This is a genomic window from Amycolatopsis sp. NPDC049868 (genome assembly GCF_044461365.1).
Classification (GTDB): domain Bacteria; phylum Actinomycetota; class Actinomycetes; order Mycobacteriales; family Pseudonocardiaceae; genus Amycolatopsis.
On the sequence record NZ_JBITKV010000001.1, the window covers coordinates 467,273 to 484,474 of the forward strand.

General features: G+C 68.1%; 17 protein-coding genes and 1 tRNA gene. 8 read left to right on the plus strand and 10 right to left on the minus strand.

Annotation, left to right across the window (positions count from 1 at the left end; all coding sequences use genetic code 11):
- Positions 1-26: 26 nt before the first annotated feature.
- From ACIBTM_RS02400 to ACIBTM_RS02410, 3 genes are all read left to right on the plus strand, one after another.
- Positions 27-91 (plus strand) — tRNA-Arg (locus tag ACIBTM_RS02400).
- A 1,070-nt stretch (positions 92-1,161) separates the two neighbouring features.
- Positions 1,162-2,475: a hypothetical protein gene (locus ACIBTM_RS02405; protein WP_395874767.1), complete on the plus strand. Its 1,314-nt coding sequence runs from the start codon at positions 1,162-1,164 to the stop codon at positions 2,473-2,475.
- A 4-nt stretch (positions 2,476-2,479) separates the two neighbouring features.
- Entirely contained in the window at positions 2,480-3,073 is a 594-nt protein-coding gene (locus ACIBTM_RS02410) for a hypothetical protein (RefSeq protein WP_395874769.1), read from the plus strand.
- A 108-nt stretch (positions 3,074-3,181) separates the two neighbouring features.
- On the opposite strand, the gene ACIBTM_RS02415 is transcribed toward ACIBTM_RS02410, so the two are convergent.
- Entirely contained in the window at positions 3,182-3,487 is a 306-nt protein-coding gene (locus ACIBTM_RS02415) for a hypothetical protein (protein WP_395874771.1), read from the minus strand.
- 364 nt (positions 3,488-3,851) lie between these two features.
- On the opposite strand from ACIBTM_RS02415, the gene ACIBTM_RS02420 reads away from it, so the two are divergent.
- The gene (locus ACIBTM_RS02420; RefSeq protein WP_395874773.1) at positions 3,852-4,484 is read left to right on the plus strand and encodes a DUF2267 domain-containing protein; all 633 of its coding nucleotides are present in this window, start codon (positions 3,852-3,854) and stop codon (positions 4,482-4,484) included.
- A gap of 18 nt (positions 4,485-4,502) precedes the next feature.
- Here ACIBTM_RS02420 and ACIBTM_RS02425 read toward each other — a convergent pair whose 3' ends face one another.
- Entirely contained in the window at positions 4,503-4,814 is a 312-nt protein-coding gene (locus ACIBTM_RS02425; RefSeq protein ID WP_395874775.1) for a hypothetical protein, read from the minus strand.
- Positions 4,815-4,884: 70 nt separating this feature from the next.
- Between ACIBTM_RS02425 and ACIBTM_RS02430 the strand changes: the two genes are divergently transcribed.
- Entirely contained in the window at positions 4,885-5,415 is a 531-nt protein-coding gene (locus ACIBTM_RS02430; RefSeq protein WP_395874778.1) for a nitroreductase/quinone reductase family protein, read from the plus strand.
- On the opposite strand, the gene ACIBTM_RS02435 is transcribed toward ACIBTM_RS02430, so the two are convergent.
- The gene (locus ACIBTM_RS02435; RefSeq protein WP_395874780.1) at positions 5,363-6,820 is read right to left on the minus strand and encodes a wax ester/triacylglycerol synthase domain-containing protein; all 1,458 of its coding nucleotides are present in this window, start codon (positions 6,818-6,820) and stop codon (positions 5,363-5,365) included. The two genes, ACIBTM_RS02430 and ACIBTM_RS02435, sit on opposite strands and share 53 nt — an antisense overlap.
- Positions 6,821-6,855: 35 nt before the next feature.
- Here ACIBTM_RS02435 and ACIBTM_RS02440 point away from each other — a divergent pair, with 35 nt between their 5' ends.
- Both ACIBTM_RS02440 and ACIBTM_RS02445 read left to right on the plus strand, forming a co-directional pair.
- The gene (locus tag ACIBTM_RS02440) at positions 6,856-7,488 is read left to right on the plus strand and encodes a nitroreductase family deazaflavin-dependent oxidoreductase (RefSeq protein WP_395874782.1); all 633 of its coding nucleotides are present in this window, start codon (positions 6,856-6,858) and stop codon (positions 7,486-7,488) included.
- A gap of 94 nt (positions 7,489-7,582) precedes the next feature.
- Positions 7,583-8,053 (plus strand): DUF6069 family protein, encoded by a 471-nt coding sequence (locus ACIBTM_RS02445; protein ID WP_395874784.1) that lies wholly within the window; start codon positions 7,583-7,585, stop codon positions 8,051-8,053.
- Here ACIBTM_RS02445 and ACIBTM_RS02450 read toward each other — a convergent pair.
- The 4 genes from ACIBTM_RS02450 to ACIBTM_RS02465 are packed head-to-tail and all read right to left on the minus strand — an operon-like array spanning position 8,039 to position 12,121.
- Positions 8,039-9,196, minus strand: a complete 1,158-nt coding sequence (locus tag ACIBTM_RS02450; RefSeq protein ID WP_395874786.1) for an ABC transporter permease — start codon at positions 9,194-9,196, stop codon at positions 8,039-8,041. The two genes, ACIBTM_RS02445 and ACIBTM_RS02450, sit on opposite strands and share 15 nt — an antisense overlap.
- The gene (locus tag ACIBTM_RS02455) at positions 9,193-10,344 is read right to left on the minus strand and encodes an ABC transporter permease (protein ID WP_395874788.1); all 1,152 of its coding nucleotides are present in this window, start codon (positions 10,342-10,344) and stop codon (positions 9,193-9,195) included. Before ACIBTM_RS02455 ends, ACIBTM_RS02450 begins: the two co-directional genes overlap by 4 nt.
- Before the next feature lie 39 nt (positions 10,345-10,383).
- Entirely contained in the window at positions 10,384-11,316 is a 933-nt protein-coding gene (locus ACIBTM_RS02460; RefSeq protein WP_395874790.1) for an ATP-binding cassette domain-containing protein, read from the minus strand.
- A gap of 1 nt (position 11,317) precedes the next feature.
- Complete coding sequence (locus ACIBTM_RS02465; RefSeq protein WP_395874792.1) at positions 11,318-12,121, minus strand: sigma 54 modulation/S30EA ribosomal C-terminal domain-containing protein; 804 nt, start codon at positions 12,119-12,121, stop codon at positions 11,318-11,320.
- A 200-nt stretch (positions 12,122-12,321) separates the two neighbouring features.
- Here ACIBTM_RS02465 and ACIBTM_RS02470 point away from each other — a divergent pair, with 200 nt between their 5' ends.
- The gene (locus tag ACIBTM_RS02470; RefSeq protein WP_395874794.1) at positions 12,322-12,795 is read left to right on the plus strand and encodes a GyrI-like domain-containing protein; all 474 of its coding nucleotides are present in this window, start codon (positions 12,322-12,324) and stop codon (positions 12,793-12,795) included.
- Here ACIBTM_RS02470 and ACIBTM_RS02475 read toward each other — a convergent pair.
- From ACIBTM_RS02475 to ACIBTM_RS02485, 3 genes are all read right to left on the minus strand, one after another.
- Complete coding sequence (locus ACIBTM_RS02475) at positions 12,761-14,017, minus strand: aminotransferase class V-fold PLP-dependent enzyme (protein WP_395874796.1); 1,257 nt, start codon at positions 14,015-14,017, stop codon at positions 12,761-12,763. The genes ACIBTM_RS02470 and ACIBTM_RS02475 overlap by 35 nt on opposite strands.
- Positions 14,017-15,753, minus strand: a complete 1,737-nt coding sequence (locus ACIBTM_RS02480) for a CoA transferase (protein WP_395874798.1) — start codon at positions 15,751-15,753, stop codon at positions 14,017-14,019. The genes ACIBTM_RS02475 and ACIBTM_RS02480 overlap by 1 nt, the downstream gene beginning before the upstream one ends.
- A 75-nt stretch (positions 15,754-15,828) precedes the next feature.
- Positions 15,829-17,151: an acyltransferase family protein gene (locus ACIBTM_RS02485; protein WP_395874800.1), complete on the minus strand. Its 1,323-nt coding sequence runs from the start codon at positions 17,149-17,151 to the stop codon at positions 15,829-15,831.
- Positions 17,152-17,202 lie beyond the last annotated feature (51 nt).

The following is a 17,202-nucleotide window of genomic DNA, read 5'->3' on the forward strand; positions in this document are numbered from 1 at the left end:
CAAGTGATACTAAAGTCGCTGGTAGAGGCCATAGTTAAGGCACTTAACGGCCCTCCGGAGGCAGGTGTCGCAGGTTCGAATCCTGCCGAGGGCACACAGTTGGACGGCGTTTTCAGCACTGCGACCATGTCGATCATGACATCGCTCGTGACATGAACTCGCCAAATGGGCCGCCCCGCACCTTTAGCAGTCTCTGCCAACTCCATCAACAGCGTTACACAGTTTTCAGCCAGGCTTGCTCAGACGCTGCGATTCGATCGACGGGTTTGGCATGGCGAAGCTGGTCCAGTGGACGACTCGAGGCAGGTTCTCGAGCCCGGACATCCGGCAAGCCCGCGATCAGCCGGGAGCCAAGTTTCAGGTCATCGTGAACACTGCCCACGAGGCGGCAGATGACGCAGGCGGCGCCCTGGGATGGCGCATACGTCGTCGACCAAACAGGTGTGCTTCCGCACGATCCGACCAAACGTCCCCGTGACGTCTTGACGAAGTGCCGAGCACGACTTGTGCTAAGCCGATGTTCTAGAGCTGAGGCCACGCTTCGTCAGTCCCGCACTTCTGCTGCCGCAGCTCAGCAGCACGCTCGCCGGCAAGTGCCGGCGTTTCGGCTGGTGACCCGGAGCGCGCACTTTCCGTGGCGAGTGCACACATCCGGTCAATGAACCGCTGTGCGTGTTGCGGTGGAGGTACGACGGCTCCGGTGGGATGTCGCCGCAGAATTGCCACCAGAGACCGCGGGGTTCGATGCAGCGTGTGGCGTGGTCGGTTCCGAGTGCCTGCGGCGGGGACATCAACAACAGCGCGGCGGTGGAACGGGCTATCGCGCTTTCGATCGGCGAGGCGGACCGAGAGTCAAAGACGCCGCAGCGACAGCTATCCGAATAGCAGCTTTTCCCGACGTTGACTCTACGAAATTCAGAGACGTCACGCTCACATTTAACTCACAGCTCGTCAGCGCTTGACATGGTCGAACGACTCCCGGTAGACAGGTCGCGTTAGTTCTCAACCAGGGGGAAGATGAGAAAATAGCTGAAATAGCCGGACCGTGCGCAGTCGTCGTCACCTGTCTCGGCTCCCCACCTGGTTGCGATTCGGGTTCCCGCTACCACAATTGGGGTAAATGTGCGTTTCGGAACTTCGCGAAGACATTATTTTGTCACGGTGTTGACCTGCGCTTTTCTGCTCATTGTCCAACAGGCCGGAAACGCGTCCGCGAACACTCGCAACGGGCGCTTCATAGTCACCATCACCAACAACGATCAGCCTGCTCACGCGAGCCTTCCCGGGCCCGATACGCTGGCTCCTCCGCGGGAAGCCACGTTCGCCGAGGGCCGTCTGGCAGCAGCGCAAACGGGCGCTCATTCTTATGTTTCGCCCGCCGATTCCGCGGTGCGACAGCAGATCGAAGAACTCGGGTCGGCGAACACCCGCAAGCGTGTCGCCGAACAAGATCCGCCTCAGTCGATCGTCGATACCTGCCGCAACGATCCTCGCGCAGATGGTGGCAAGGGTCACGTATTCCATCGGTTATGGTGGTGCCAGGAACACGGGTTCACCGCGAGGGCAACCGACACGAACGGAAACCTCCTCGGCGAGGCTTCAGTGAACTATGTCGCGATCGCCTGGGGCAGTTACACCAGCCGTGACATCCTTGTCGAACTCCAGAAGACAACACTCGGCAAGCCCACCGGGGTATTCTCCGATCCAGATGCCGTCCGTTTCATCATCGGCGCGAACTGCGCCGATACCGGAACCGGAAACGGATGCGCCGTGCACTACCCCACGGTGAACAAGACCCTGACCGAGTGGGGAAACGACCAGGAATGGCATAACTGGCTGATCACCTCCGACGAAAGCAAGAGCACGTCCCCCGACCTCGTGCTGCGGCACCGCTGGAATCTCTCCGCGAGCGTCGAGGTCCCTGGCGGCACCGGCGGTCCCTTCCCGTCCCCCACGCCCTATCACCTGATCCGCTGTGACTCGGCTACCTACTTCGCCGGGCGCCCCAAGGCCTGCATCAACGACGAGGTCCTTCCCTACATCACCTACGAGATCAACTCCGCACCGGCCATCAGCGTTCACGACGTCGCGGTCCATATCCGCGAAGCACAAGACACGCCTGATCTGACCTTCCCGCCGTCACCCACGCCGAAGAGAATCCCCGGCAAGTACATCTACGAGAATCCCAAAGACAACGGGCTCCGGCGCATCCCCGAAGCCGACGAAGGCCCCAACCGTGCCGTGGTGCGCCAAGCCTGCGACCAGCTCAGACCGATCCCGAGTGACGAACAGTGCGACGAATACCCGTTCGCCTCGACCATGGAAGGCGCCGCCAGCCCCGACTGGGACTTCTCCGCGAAAGCCGTGAACGGCCGCGAGAACACGCGCGCCGGCGGCTATTTGCGCTGGTATGTCTTCTGGGATCGCATGCTCTACCGCGACATGGACAGCTACTACGTCAACATCATAGATTGAGCCCATGAGCCAGCCGATCGCTCAGGCCACCATCCAGGTCAGGATCGTCGAAGGGCACTTCCTCATCGAAGACGACGACATCGACCCGCCGACTTTCCCGGCCTTCGAGGAGGCCGACGACTGGCTGCTCACCACCGACGACCAGATCGCTGTCTGCAGCGCTTCGGGGGAATGGCACGTCCCCGAAGCGCTGCTTCAGCGGTGGACCACCACACCGCCGTCCCCCGGCCCCGGCTGGGAAGTCCACCAGCAGCGGCAGTGCCACTTCTCCAGCGGCGTCCTCAACATCCTGAACCCCGCACGCGAAGAAATCTTCGGCACCTTCGACCTCGAGACACCAGGCTCGTACCACGTACGCGCCCACACAACCGACCGAGACCGCACCAGACGCCTGCTCGACCACGCCGCGACCACGGCCGGCGACCAACCCATCCACGGCATCGAAAAGTTTCTCATCCAGTTCTGGCCAGCACCAGAACACCCCAGCGACCACACCTCAACAGCGACCGAACCACACACCCCGGACTGGCTCACCGACGTCACCACACTCGAGCGAACCACCCGAGAACGGCGACAACGTGCCCACGACGCGCATTGACCGGGTGCCGCAGGACAGATGACTCGGCCCGTCCCCGAAGCCCCCCGGGGCCGGTGGGCAACAGGGCGGGCAGGTTCTACGAACTCTCAGCCGGCGCGGCATCCACCGTCAACCGCACACGTTGTCCACAGGATGTTGGCGACCGTCCAGCACATTGGTGTCCCGACGCGCTCCGCGCGTGCCGCAGACGCGATAGAGCAGGCGAACCGCACCTAGAGGCGGCAAGGCATCCGTTTCTGCGGAACCCAGGGACACGTCACGGGCACCGTCCGGCTCAGAGGTATCACCGGCCACGGCCGGGCTGGCGTCCCAGGGTGACGGGCGCGCCATCTCGGCGATCGCCGAGGCCGCTCCCCTGATGTATTGGTACTCGAACAGGAACCACAACCGTAATGCCGCGGGCAGCGTGCCCACGATCTACGGAAACGCAGGACCGTGCGACTCGGCCGGCCAGTGCCGGCCGGCTGATCGGCCCCGCCTTGGAGCAGCAGGCCGTTGACGTCGGTGGCCGAGCTCGTAGCGCCTGGTCCGCGGTGGCCAAGGACCTGGGGAATCCGGGACTTCCGACCTCTGGCCCGGAGAGGTGGGCGCGGCCATGCTGGGTATCGCCGGACGTCGAGGCCGAGGCGATGGCGGTGCACGAGGCCGCTTGCACCGGAGCCGCCGCACGGACTCGGCATCGTGTCGCCCGATCCGTCATCCCTGTCCGCGCAAGGACGATCGTGGCTGACGAATCGAAGGTCCACAGTAGACATGGCGGACCGACAGGGAGGTATTCATGACACACCAGCCGGATCCCTTCGCCCACGCCGAGCAGAGAGCGCAGGAGTGGCTGGCCGCCGTCGCGCACGGCCTCGGCACAGAAGATCGCCGCTACGCGTTTCGCGTGCTGCGTACATGGCTCCATCTCGTGCGCGACCGGCTCACCGTCGACAGCGCGGCGCATTTCGGTGCTCAGCTGCCCGAGTTGTTGCGCGGCGTCTATTACGAGGGGTGGACACCCAGCCGGGTGCCCGTGCGGTACGGCAACGCTTGGTTCACCGACCACTTCGCCCTCGAAGCGGGCATCGCCCCCGCTGACGTGCCCGCGGCCGCGGGTGCCGTGTCCGCGGGGCTGGGTGCTTTGTGCTCACCGGGGCAACTCGAACACGTCCTCGCGCTCATGCCCGCCGACCTGCGCGGCGAGCTCGAAGGCGTGGCCGCCGCCCCTGCCGATCGTCCCCGCGTGGCCAAGGAGCGGGCTCGGATCGACGAGCTGGAGCACAGACTGCAGGCCATCACGGAGGCCGTCAGCGCACTCGCCCACGGCCTGGAGCGGCTCCCCGACAGCGAACCCACGACGGACGACACCGCGAAGGCCGCACAGGAAGCCCATCGCATCCTGTTGGAACACGGCGCCATCACCCGGTGACCGGTCGTTCGAACGGCATCAGGTCCGGCTCCGTCCGGACACCGTCCTGGCGGAGGCGTGCCCGCCACCGGAGAGAATGAACAACGCGCCGAGCAGGAACCCGAAGTCGTACCAGCCTCCGTTGTTGCGGACCTCGTACATGCCGACGTTGTCGTTGAACAACGAGATCACGAACGTGACCGGGCAGATGATCCCGTGCCAGACGCCGAGCCAGAATCCGGCGATCGGCGGCGGTCCGGTATGCGCGACCGTGTTCGGGCCGGCGGCGCAGGCCGCGAGCAGCACGGCCGCCAGTGCGACCACCGCGAGGGTCTTGAGTGTTCTGGACATCGCCACACCTCCGGAAACGTCCTTGGACCCTGGCCCGGTAGCGAACCCGAACCGAAAAGGAGGTCGCGCGATGCCCGCCGCGGACAGGCACCGGATCGTCGAAGGTCTCATCGGACCTGTCGACTACACCGCACCCACTCGCTACCGCAGGGCGCCCCGGCTGTACCAATGGCTCCAGCCGCTGGGGCTGTGGTTGACCGGCCACGGGCTCAGCCCCGCGTACGCGGTGGTTCTGGAGGTTCCAGGACGCCGGAGTTCGGTGATCCACCGGACGACGCTGGTGCGGGTCGCACTAGACGGAGAGCACTATCTGGTGTCACTGGCCGGTGAATCGCAGTGGGTCCGCAACGTGCGCGCCGCCGGTGGCCGCGCGGTGCTCGGCCGCCGGGTACGCCGTGCGGTGAAACTGGAGGAGATCCCGGTCGCGGAGCGGCCACCCGTGATCAGGGCCTATCTCGACCGGACAAGGCGACCCGGTCGCTCATGGGGACGAAAGGACGAGGCGCGACACTACTTCGGTGTCAGCGCCGAACCATCCCCGGCCGAGCTCACCGCCGTGGCCGTGCGTTATCCGGTCTTCCGGATCCTGATGTCTCGGTGACGCGGTCGAGTTCCTCGCGCAATGCCCGGGTGAGCACACCGAGGTCGGGAAACCGGTCCGCGATCGCGGTGATGGTGACAGTGCCCGCATAGGTGAAGACCTCGAAATAGACGGTGATGTTCCCGGCACCGGCCACCCCGATCGGGATGGCCGATCGGATCGGCCTGCCGAGGAAGGTGAGCGGCCGGTCCGGCCCGCGGACATGGCTGACCAGCGTGTGCATACGACGCTGGTGGTTCATGTACCAGCGGTAGACGCCGAGCGCGGCCAGTGGCCGGAACAGCCAGCCGAGCACCGCGATCGGCGGCGGGCCCGTGGCGGAGGACTTGCCCGCACGGACCGCGGCCGAGGTGCGCCTCAGGCGTTCCTCGAGGTCGCCGGTGGTCGGTACGGACACCAGCAGCGGGCTGACCATGTTCCCGTGTGCCGGTTCGCCGGACGCGTGCCCGGACACCGGCACGCCGATCGCCACGGTGCGGAGGGATTCTCCGCGGTCGCGCAACGCCCGGTTCAGCGCTGCGGCGACCGCCACGAGTATCGCGTCGTTGACCGTCGCGCCATATCGGTGCGCCACCGCCCGCAGTGCCGCCGCGGGCGTGCGGACCACGGCCAGCCTGCCCGGTCCCCCGATCCGGCTCGACAGCGAACACGGTTCCGCGCGCGGCGGATGCAGCCCGCCGGCGGCGGCCGTCGACGCGCGCAGCGACCTCATCGCCGCACCGGCGCGCCGCACCATTCGGAACCGTTCCGACCACGCGTCACGGGCCAGCCGGCCGATGGTCGGCCGCGGCCGGGGAAAGGGCGCGCCGGACGGGGCCGCCCCCGGATCGAGCAGACCCGCCAGGATGGCGAGCCCACCGACGCCGTCCGTGAGCACGTGGTGCGCCACGATCACCAATGCGGCCCCGCCGTCGGCGAGCCCCGTCACGAACACCGCCGCCCACCTCGGATCCGTGCGCGGCAACGGGGTCGCGATCACGGAATACGCGAGGTCCAGCAGTGCCTTTTCGTCCCCGGGGCCGGCGCAGCGCACCACGCGGACCTGTCGCCCGATATCGAATCTCTCGTCGTCGACCCAGATCGGCCCACCACATCCGGGCGGTGTCCGGATCAGCCGCTGACGCAACCGCGGCACCGCGGCGACTCGTTCGGCCAGCACCTCCCTGGCACGTACCGGATCGAACCCGTCAGCCTCGCCGAACCGCAGTATCACCCCGAAATGCTGTGGAGCCCGCTTCGAATCCATCGCCAGGAAAGCACGATCTGTCGCACTCGCCCTGTCGATCGGCCGATACGGTTTCAGCACTCCTGAGCCGTCGGAGCGCGACCGGCCCGCGGCCCGGTGCCGCTCGGGTGAGCGGACGAGCTTGACGCATTCGGAATGCGTCAGGGGAACCTGGTCCATACGCCCACAGTCCTCTCGTCCCACCAGTGTCCATAATGGACACAAAGCAACTCTCTTCGATCAAGGGTGCGCGTCCGGGCGCGACCGGGCTAGGGAACAAAGTCGATTCGACCGGGGCCGTAGAGCTCTGTCAGCGGGCGTCGCGGCCGGAAGGCCCGCAGGCAAAGGGCTTTGGTCTCTCACCGGCTCCCGGATCGGGCAGGGAACATCCGGCCGACCACAGAATCCAGGAGGCCGAGATGACGACAGGAAAGAAGACCCGAAGCGACAGCGGCAGAGACGCGGTGCGCGCCTTCAACAAGCGAGTACTGAACCCAGCGATGCTGCGGCTGGCCGGCAGAAAACACTGGTACGTCTCCGTTCTCCGGCATACCGGTCGCCGCTCCGGCAAACCGTACGCCACACCGGTGGTGGCGGCGCGCACCGAAACCGGCTTCATCATCCCGTTACCGTACGGAACGAAGGTCGACTGGTTGCAGAACCTGCTGGCCGCCGGGCACGCCACCATCGAGCAGAAGGGTGACAGCCACGAGGTCGTGAATCCCACGATCATCGACGCCGCCGCGGCTTTCCCTCAGCTCTCACACGCGCGCGGCCGCACCTGGCGGCTCTTCGGCATCCAGCAGTACGTGCAGGTGCGCGACACTGACGAGCGCCCTGAGGCCTGACGCTGAGGTACTTGGCACGTATGGGCCGAAAGACCCGCACGGCCGCGCTTTTAGCCTCTTCGCCGAACTCTCGCCGGGGCGCACAGTCATCCGTATGGACAACGACTTCGACGACAAGGACCGGCCGCCGGTCGACGGCGGCAAGTTGTGGGCGGGTGGAGCGGCGACGGCGGTGACCGCGGCGCTGACCGCGATCGTCGGGATTCTGATCGCCCGCGGCCTGGTCAAAGTGGCGGTACTCGCACCGAGCAGCGAAAGCGCGTGGGGAGGGGCGAACACCGTCACCTACGCGCTCGCGTCGGCCGCGGTGGCGCTCGGCGCGACGGCTCTGCTTCACCTCCTCCTGCTGACCACGCCGAGGGCACGGCTGTTCTTCGGCTGGATCATGGTGCTGTTCACCGCGATCGCCGTGGTGATGCCGCTCAGCCTGACCGCCGACCTCGACGCGCGCCTCGCGACCGCGATCATCAATCTCGCCATCGGGCTCGCGATCACCATCACGCTTTCCGGCGTGGCCCGTGCGGCGCTGCGGCGGATGGCGGAAACCGGTTCAGGCGAACAGTGATCGCCGTAGCCGCAGGGAAGCCACACCGAGGAACAGGATCGCGAAGCCGCCGAGCACGGCCAACGGCCCCAGGATGTCCCCGAGTCCGCCACCACGCGAAAGGATGGCGGTCCAAGCGTCGACGGCCCAAGCGTGCGGCGTCGCGTGCCCCACCGTGCGAACGACCGGCGGCACGATCTCCAACGGCCAGGTGCAGCCACCGAGCATACCCGCGCCGATACCGATCGCCGGGCCGATGGCCGACGCCTGCTCCGGGGTGCGGAACACGGTTCCGCTCAGCATCCCCGCTCCCGCGCCGACCAGGGCCCAGGTGACCGTCAACGTCGCGGCGGCGACCGGATCTCCCCAGCTCACACCGAAGAGCAATGCCCCCACGACGATGATCAGGCCTGACTGGAGCAGGGTCAACGCCAGGTAGCACAATGTTTCGCCGAGTACGACGTCGCGTGGCCGGACAGGCCCGGCCAGCACCCTCGCGTGTATCCCTAGCCGCCTGGTCTGGATGAGCGCCGCGCCGCCCGCGAGCGCGTTGATGAAGACGAAGAACACCAGCATCGTCGGGGCGCTGTAGCTGAACCCTGGCGGAAGGATCTCACCGGTGCTGCCGACGGTTTCGGCGCGGACGGTGATCTGGGGAACGGCGGCGTCGAGTGACCTGGCGAGCGGCAGCAGCCGTTCGAAGGATCCACCTGTTTCCCGTGCGGCGAAAGAAGCCGCCTGCACCGCCGCCGCGTGGTCGGCGACCACCGCGGCGACCGCCGGCCACGCACCTTGCCCGGACCCCGACGCCGCGGTCGTGAGCAGGGGGAGTTCGACGGACCCGCCGGCGGCGAGCGTGTCGTCCAAGCCGGGCGGTATGCGGAGGACCGCGTCGATCTCGTTACGCCGCAACGCGTCCGTGGCCTCGGCCTGACTGTCGAACCGACTGGTCACGAGCGACCCGGCGCCCGCGAGGCCACGGGTGAGTTCTCCGGCGAACCGCCCTTCGTCCGCCACCACGCCGATCCGGAACCCACCCTGCCCGCGTGCCACCGCCCCGATCACCAGTATCACCACCACCGGCAGCAACACGATGAAGAACAAGGCGATCCGGTCACGAGCCAGCCGCCGCAGCGAAACCATCGCGATGGTCACGACGTTCATCGAAGCCTCCACCGGTACAAGGGCACGGTGATCGCCGAAACCACCACGCAGAACAGGAGGATCGCGGCCAGCGGGAGGACGACGGCGGACCATCCCGCCCCGCCGGCGAGATCGGTGAAGGCCCGCAGCGCCCATCCGTTCGGGGTCAGCAGGGCGAGCCGCCGCATGTACTCCGGCGCGCCACCGACCAGGAAGAAGTTCCCGCCGAGCAGCACCAGGCCGAAAACGACGATCGACGCGATGCCGTCGGCCTGCCGGTCGTTGCCCGCCACCGCGATCACGAAGGCGGTCAGGCAGACCAGCGTCAGAGCCAGCGCGACGATCACCGCGGCCACGGCCAAGGGCGGCCCCCAGTCCGCGCCGAACACCAGACCGGTCACCAGCGCGACGGACGACAGGCTGGCGACGCCGTAGACGAAAGTGGCCAATGCCTTGCCCGTCAGGATCGCGGCCGGCCCGACCGGAGCGACGGCGATCCGGTCGAGTGTCCCGTTCTGCCTTTCCTCGAAATAGCCCTTGGCGCCGAAACCGATGGCGAAGAACATGAAGAAGATCCCCATCGCGGGGCCGTAATAGCCCACCCCGCTGATCTGTTTCGTCCCCGCCGGTCGCGGGACGACCTGTTCCGGAAGGCGCAATGCCGCGGCTTCCGCCGGATCACCGGGCGGCGCACCGGCGGCCAGCGCGGTCGCGATCGAGAGCCGGTCGGCGTTCAGCTGCGCCACGAACGACTCGGCGATCGACCGCGCGACCGCGCCGGCCAACGGCGAGTCCACACTGGACAGTACGGTCACCGGGCCGGGCGTGCCACCGTGGGCGGCGTCGGAGAAACCGGCGGGCAGGACGAACACCGCGCCGAGTTCGCCGTCGTCGAGCCGCGTTCGCGCATCGGCGCTCCCCTTCACCGGCTCCACCGTGAGCACCGAGCCCAAGTCGGGGTTCGACAGGAAACCCGTGAACGCCGTCGCCAGCGGACCGCGGTCTTCGTCGACGACGGCGACCTTGGTGTGGAAGGATTCGACTCCCTGGAAAGCGAAACTGACCAGCATCGCCACGGCCACCGGTGCGAGGAAGCCGAGCACCCATGCCGACCGGTCCCGCAGACGCTGACGCAGGTCCTTGGCCGCCACCACGAACACCGCGTTCATCGGCCACCTCCTGTGGTTCCGGAACCTGATATCGGAGCCCTAGTCGCGGAGCGCGGTCCCGGTGAGGTGCAGGAAGACCGCCTCCAGATCCGGTTCGGTCACCTCGACCGAACGCACGGCCACCCCCGCCTTCTCCACCACGTTCAGCACCGACGGCAGCATGCGCCTGCCGTCCCGCACGATCAGCTGCGCTTCGTTCCCCGCCAGGCCGGCCTTTTCGACACCCGGCACCGCACGGAGGCTTTCCGCCAGCCCGGCCGGAGCGGAGTCGGCCGACAGGATGATCCGGTCGTGCTCGCCGAGCCGCTCGATCAGCTCCCGGCGGGTGCCTTCGGCGATCAGGCGGCCGTGGTCGATGATGCCGACCCGGTCGCACAGCCGTTCGGCCTCCTCCATGTAGTGCGTGGTGTAGAGGACGGCCATCCCCGCCGCGCCGAACGACCGGACGTTCTCCATGATCGCGTGCCTGCTCTGCGGATCGACCCCGACCGTCGGCTCGTCGAGGACCAGCAGAGCGGGCCGGTGCAGCAGGCCCGCGCCGATATTGAGCCTGCGCCGCATGCCCCCGGAAAACGACTCGACCCGCTCCTTCGCACGATCGGTGAGACCGATCAGCTCCAGTACCTCGCCCACCCGCCGTTCGAGTCCCTTCCCGCGCAGCCGGTACAAGCGGGCGAAAAAGCGAAGGTTCTCCCGCGCGGTGAGATCCGGATACAGGGCGACATCCTGTGGCACGTAACCGATCCGCGCCCTGGCGGCGATCATCCCGCCGCCCGTCTCGCCCGCGATCGTGACGCTCCCCGCGTCCGCCCGCAGCAGGCCGCACACGAGCCGGATCGTGGTCGTCTTCCCGGCGCCGTTGGGTCCGAGCAGGCCGTAGGTCTCACCGGCGGAGATCGAAAAGCCGACGTCGTCGACGGCGACCCGGTCACCGAACCGCTTGGTCAAACCGGCCACCGCGAGCACTGCCATCTCAGGCCGCCGGGGTGATCAGTCCGTAGTGACCGTCGTAGCGGTGATAGAGCACGCTGCCCCGGCCCCGCTCGGCGTCGAGGAAGAACAGGAACGGCAGTCCGGTCAACCCGATTCGTTCCACAGCCTCCATTGTGGACAGCAAGGGCGCCGGCTGCGGGCTGATGGTGACCGCCAGTTTGAACGGGCTGAGGATATGCGGTCCCGGCGGGGTCAGCTGCGCGAGCCGGTGCATGGTCGGGCCCGCGTGGTAGAGCACGCTGTCCTGCCTGCTCCCGGCTTCGGTGAACAAGTGGAAGTCGTAGTCGAGGAGGTGCATTTCGGCGTAGGCCTCGTCGATGGTCGACCGGGCCAGTGAGTAGGACTTGTGCCGGACGATCTCCCGTTCCGCCTCCGGCCGCGGATACCAGGGCGGCCGGATCGCCGGCGCCGACTCGTGCCGCCACTCTCCGGGATCGGCGTCCAGCCCCACGCTTCTCGATGCCCGGAAATACGTCGTGCTCCGTTCCAGCTGGCGGCGGAGCCGGGCGCACAGCCGGTCGATCGCCTCCTCCGCGTTCGGCGCCGTGACCTGCGCGCGGACCGGCCTGCCGCTCACGTCGAAGCCGGCCTGCGCGACGACCGGGCATTCGACGGAGCGGTTTTCGTTCCTGCTCAACCGCACCGACGCGGCGAGGACCGGGCGGGGCGCGAACCGGAAGAGCCGCGCGACCTTCTTTCCGGCGCGTCCGGCCGCCTCCACCGGGATCTCGCCACGTACCGTCACCCGCACTTCCGGTGTCACCGTGGTTCCGTTGACCCGCATCGATTCGGTGTCCTCTCTGCCAGACGTGTACGCCTTATTGGCTACGCCTGCCCGGCCGGGACCGGCCAGGGACCAACGGCGCCTCCGAGAGAGACTTAGGGACCTGGCTCCGCCGACGGCCTCCCGTGAGGACCGCGGGACCCTGACAGCGAGGCCCTTCGACCCTCCTGCCGCCGAGGCCGCGGGCAGATCCTCGTTCCATGACCTATCAAGTGCACGTCACCGACCTCGAACCCGTGACCACCGCCCACGTGCACCGGCACACCACGACCGAGGAGATCGGGAACGCCGTGAGTGCCGGCTTCGCGGAGCTCTATTCCGGCGTGACCGGAGCGGGGGCGACGCCGGCCGGACCGCCTCAAGCGGCGTATCCGGCCGATTTCAAGCCTGGCGACGAGATCGGCATCGACCTCTACGTGCCCGTCACCGGCACTCCCCCGTCGCGAGGCGGCATCGACTACGTCACCCTGCCCGGCGGCCCGGCCGCGAAAACCTCGCACCGGGGACCGTACGACCAGGTCGGCTCCGCATACGACGCACTGTTCGCCTGGGTCCGCGAGCACGGGCGTACCCCGGCCGGACCGCCACGCGAGCTATATCTGAACGGCCCGGACACCGTGACGGATCCCGCCGACTACCTCACCGACGTGATCGTGCCGCTGCGCGCGGAGTGAGCGGTTCACCGCTCGCGATGGTCCGGATGCCGGTGATCAGGCGGTCGATGTGCTCGGGCGTCGTGCCGATGCCGATGCTCGCGCGCACCGCCGTCGGCGCGGTCGCGCCCGCCTGGTCCAGCAGCCGCCGGGTGAACGGGTGGGCGCAGAACAGGCCGTCGCGCACACCGATGCCGAACTCCTCGGCCAGCCGGGTGGACACGGTGCGCGTCTCGACGCCGTCGACGGTGAACGACACGATGCCCAGCCTGTCCGGCCAGCCGCCGCCCAGGATCCGGACCGCGGGGATCGCCGCCAGGCCCTCGTGCAGCCGGGTCGTCAGCGCGTCCTCGTCGGCCCGGAGCGCGTCCAGATCCGCCGCCGCGAGGGCATCGCACGCGGCGGCCAGCGCCACCGCGCCGATGACGTTCGGGGAGCCCGCCTCGTGCCGCGCGGCGCCGACCGCCCAGTGAACGTCGCCATCGGTGTCCCCGACGTGGGCGGTGGCCCCGCCGCCCGAGAGGTACGGCCGCGCGCTGTCCAGCCAGTCGGCCCGGCCCGCGAGTACGCCGACGCCGAACGGGGCGTACAGCTTGTGGCCGGAGAAAGCCACGTAGTCGAGGCCGAGCGCGGCGACGTCGATCCGCCGGTGCGGCGCGAGCTGGGCGGCGTCGACCGCGATGCGGGCGCCGAAGCGGTGGGCGGTGGCCGCCAGTTCGGCGAGCGGCCAGACCTCACCGGTCACATTGGACGCGCCGGTGACGGCCAGCAGGACCGGACGTCCGGCGGTCCGCGCGGAGAGCGCGGCCTCGACGGCGGAAACCGCCGCCTCCGGTGAAGACGGTGCCGGGAGCCGGACGACGTCGGCCCACGGCAAGAGGTTCGCGTGGTGCTCGCCTTCGAACGTGACCACCACGGTGCCCGGCGGAACGGCGTGGGCCAGCAGGTTCAGCGCGTCGGTGGTGTTGCGGGTGAACACCACCTCGTCGTCGGCTCGGCAACCGAGGAACGCGGTGACGGATGACCGGGCGAGTTCGTACTTTTCCGTGCACAACCGGGAAAGCGCGCCCGCGCCCCGGTGCACGCTCGCGTAGAGCGGGAGCAGTTCTCCCACGACGTCGGCCACTTCGCGCAGGCAAGGCGCGCTGGCCGCGTAGTCCAGGTTGGCGTAGGCGATCTTCGTCCCGTCGGCCAGCCCCACTTTGACGTCGGAGCCCAGCACACTCAGCGTGTTCCCACTCATCACGAAGCTCCTCCAAAGATCCACGGTGAGACGGCGATCGCGCAGCCGTTCCGTTCGAACCGCTCGGGATGGCGCGAGACGAGGGTGCCCAGATCACGCCGGACGGGCACCGCGATCGCACCCAGCCTGCCTTCCCAGTCCGCCACCGGCAGCGCACCCAGCACCTTCGTGATCGCGTCCGGCAGTTCTTCCAGTGGCGGCACTGGAATGTCCAGCTTCGAGCACAGCGCCCCGACGTCTTCGGTGACGATCGCGAGGAGCCCGTCGGCAGCGGCGAAGACACCGTCGACGGCGGTGGACGACGGCTCGCGCAGGAGTGCGTCGGCGGCGGCGAGCAGCGACGTCGTGACCGCGCCGCCGCGGCCGGTGCGCTGACGTGCCACCAGCGCGGCCAGGATCCCTTCCGCCGAAACGAATCCTCCCGCGATATCCACCATGATCATCAACGTCGGGCGCGGCGGCGCGCCCGCGGGCGTCAGCGCGTCGGCCACCCCGGAGTAGGCCTGGACCATGTAGTCCGTACCGGCGGGCGGATGCTTCCCCAGCGCGTCACCCCAGCCGCACGCCGCGGCGTAGACCAGCCCGGGGTTCACCGCGTGCATGGCTGCCGCGTCCAGGCCGAGTTCGACGTCCTTGCCCGGTGCCCAGTTGTGCAGGAACACGTCGGCGTCGCGGACCAGGTCCATGACCTCATCCCGGCCCGCGGCCGATTTGAAGTCGATCTCGGCGATCCGCTTGCCGTCGTTGAGCACGCGGAACTTCGCCGAGCAGTCACCCGCCATCGGCGGCATACCCCGCAGCGGATCACCACCCGGCGGTTCGATCCGGGTGACGGTCGCGCCGAGCAGCGACAGCAGCCGGGTCGCCAGCGGGCCCTGCACCCGGCGGGTCGACTCGACGACGTGGATCCCGGCGAGCGGCAGACCGGCGTCGGCACCGGATGCCGGCGGCGCCGCCCGTCCGGCGCGAAGTGTCCATGGGGGCAGGCCCGCGTCCGGGTCGGCGCGCCGCTCCGAAACCGTCCGAACAGGACAGACGTGCATCCCGGTCGAGGCGGCGATCGTGCGGATCTCCTCGAACGACGTGGACTCGACCGCCTCGTGCAGCTCGCGCGGAAGCACCGCCGACGCGCGCTCGTAACGGAGGAGGAACGGCCGCCAGCCACGGGCGATCGCGCGCTCCGGCGTCCCCAGCGAGGACCAGAACCCTTGCCAGGCCTCACCGCTGAAGGACTCGACCTCGAACGCGATCCCGTCGGCGGAGACGAACGGCGGCCGCGCTGTCGACGGCAGGTCTTCGTACCCCTCGGGATCCTCGTCCGCGGTGGCCGCGGCGATGTACTGCCCGACCGCGAGCAACGCGACCCCGTCCGCGCCCAGCTCGACGCGAGACACGGGGTTTCCGCGCAGTTGAGCCAAAGTCGCGGCCAGCATGCCCTGGACGGCGGCGATCCCGGTGAGTATCGAAACGTAGTCGACACCCAGCGGCCGCGGCTGCGCCTCGGACCGTCCGTGCAGTGCCATGATCCCGCAGCCCGCCTGCACGAGATTCTCCGAGAACGGCCCGCGCAGACAGGCCTCGACCGAGACATCCGGCCCACTCAGGCCGAAGGCACCGAGCCGCCCGCCACCGACGTCGGCCTCCAGCATCCGCAGCCGGTCGAGAACCGTCTCGACGACCGGGCCGGATCCGGAGAGCCGGGCTTGAAAACCCTTCAAGGGCGCGGAAAACGACACGGCGAACCTCCATGCTGGACCGGCCTGGCGTCCGCTTGTGGCGGACACCAGGCCGGCGGATCGAGGAGCAAGGGACTAGACCGGGACCGATTCCTCACGCGGTCGCGGCAGCGCGGCCGCGGCCTTGCGGGCGGCACGGCGCTTGATGACCCGCTCACCCCAGTTCATCAACGGACGTTCCAGCACGTAGTACGAGATCGTCGACAGGATGATCGTGCCGACCAGGGTGACCAACTGCAGTTCCCAGAAGCCGGTACCGGCGCGGATCAGCATCAGCGGCATCGGCTCCCCGTTGAAGTAGGCGTTCGGCTTCTGCAGGTAGAAATGCATCACCGCGAACTGCCACAGGTAGACGCCGTAGGAAATCTTGCCGATGAACAGGATCACCCGGTTGGTGAACACGGCGCGGATCACGCGCGACTCGGGTCCAGGCGCGACCATCGAAAGCAACAGGCTCGCCGAGAGAATGGCCAGCAAGCCGTAGAAGATCCCTAGCGCGGTGAGACTGTAGTAGTCGTCCATGCCGATTTCACTGCCGGGACGGGCGCAGTTGATCAGCAGGCAGGTCAGCGCGATGCCGAGGAACAGGACGCGGTGGCGGCCGGCGAAGGTGAGCAGCTTGGGCGCCTCGTTCGGCGAGGCCTTCTGCAGCTCCAGCCAGATCGCGATGACCATGCCGATCGCGACCTCCGGCATCAGGCCCATCGGGTACCAGAACAGCGCACGGGTACCGAGACCGTTCATCTGCGAGTACAGCAGCCAGGCGATACCGGCCGCGAACAGCAGCGGCACGGGGAGCATCATCCGGTACGCCCGTGCCCGCGCGGTCTTGCCGCGGGAAGCGAACTTGAACGTCGCCCAGGCCAGCAGCGGAAGCAGGAGGTAGAACTGTGCCATGTCCGGCACGGTCCAGGTGATCTCCATGCCGTTGCTCCAGCCATCCCAGTCGTAGATGTGCAGCAGCGCCAACGGCCGGAAGACGTCCCATACACTGTCGATCTGCTGGAGGTTCAGCGCGATGAGGACCACGAAGTACATCACGTAGTACGCGGGGAGCAGGCGGAGCACACGGCGGATGACCGTGCCTTCGCGTTTGCGCGGGGTTCCGTTGATGACCGATTTCGCGAACCCCTGGTAGACGAACATGCCTGTGAGCACGAAGAAAACGCCGGCGAAGATCTGCAGGCCGCCGGTGAAGAATCCGCCGACCGCGCTGGTCGAAGCGATCGTGCCGCCGAGTTCCTTGGTGCCCAGCACCCCCGCGATCATCGCGACATGCGTGAAGAGCAGGGCCAGCGCGCAGACCCCGCGCAGGCCGTCGACGGCCAGATAGCGTTGTTTGGCCGGCTTTTCCGCGGCTGCGGGCGGCCCGCCTTGCCGCGTTGCGGTAACGCTCATTGTGCGTCCTTTCTCCCAAAGCGATGGGGGTGAACCGCGTTCGAGCATTTC

Bases quoted from the DNA above. Each gene is read 5' to 3' on its own strand.
- ACIBTM_RS02485 (WP_395874800.1), bottom strand. From the start codon at position 17,151: ATGAGCGTTACCGCAACGCGGCAAGGCGGGCCGCCCGCAGCCGCGGAA.
- ACIBTM_RS02460 (WP_395874790.1), bottom strand. From the start codon at position 11,316: ATGGCAGTGCTCGCGGTGGCCGGTTTGACCAAGCGGTTCGGTGACCGG.
- ACIBTM_RS02430 (WP_395874778.1), top strand. From the start codon at position 4,885: ATGCCCGCCGCGGACAGGCACCGGATCGTCGAAGGTCTCATCGGACCT.
- ACIBTM_RS02440 (WP_395874782.1), top strand. From the start codon at position 6,856: ATGGACACAAAGCAACTCTCTTCGATCAAGGGTGCGCGTCCGGGCGCG.
- ACIBTM_RS02420 (WP_395874773.1), top strand. From the start codon at position 3,852: ATGACACACCAGCCGGATCCCTTCGCCCACGCCGAGCAGAGAGCGCAG.
- ACIBTM_RS02410 (WP_395874769.1), top strand. From the start codon at position 2,480: ATGAGCCAGCCGATCGCTCAGGCCACCATCCAGGTCAGGATCGTCGAA.
- ACIBTM_RS02445 (WP_395874784.1), top strand. From the start codon at position 7,583: ATGGACAACGACTTCGACGACAAGGACCGGCCGCCGGTCGACGGCGGC.
- ACIBTM_RS02475 (WP_395874796.1), bottom strand. From the start codon at position 14,017: ATGAGTGGGAACACGCTGAGTGTGCTGGGCTCCGACGTCAAAGTGGGG.
- ACIBTM_RS02425 (WP_395874775.1), bottom strand. From the start codon at position 4,814: ATGTCCAGAACACTCAAGACCCTCGCGGTGGTCGCACTGGCGGCCGTG.
- ACIBTM_RS02450 (WP_395874786.1), bottom strand. From the start codon at position 9,196: ATGAACGTCGTGACCATCGCGATGGTTTCGCTGCGGCGGCTGGCTCGT.
- ACIBTM_RS02435 (WP_395874780.1), bottom strand. From the start codon at position 6,820: ATGGACCAGGTTCCCCTGACGCATTCCGAATGCGTCAAGCTCGTCCGC.
- ACIBTM_RS02455 (WP_395874788.1), bottom strand. From the start codon at position 10,344: ATGAACGCGGTGTTCGTGGTGGCGGCCAAGGACCTGCGTCAGCGTCTG.
- ACIBTM_RS02465 (WP_395874792.1), bottom strand. From the start codon at position 12,121: ATGCGGGTCAACGGAACCACGGTGACACCGGAAGTGCGGGTGACGGTA.
- ACIBTM_RS02470 (WP_395874794.1), top strand. From the start codon at position 12,322: ATGACCTATCAAGTGCACGTCACCGACCTCGAACCCGTGACCACCGCC.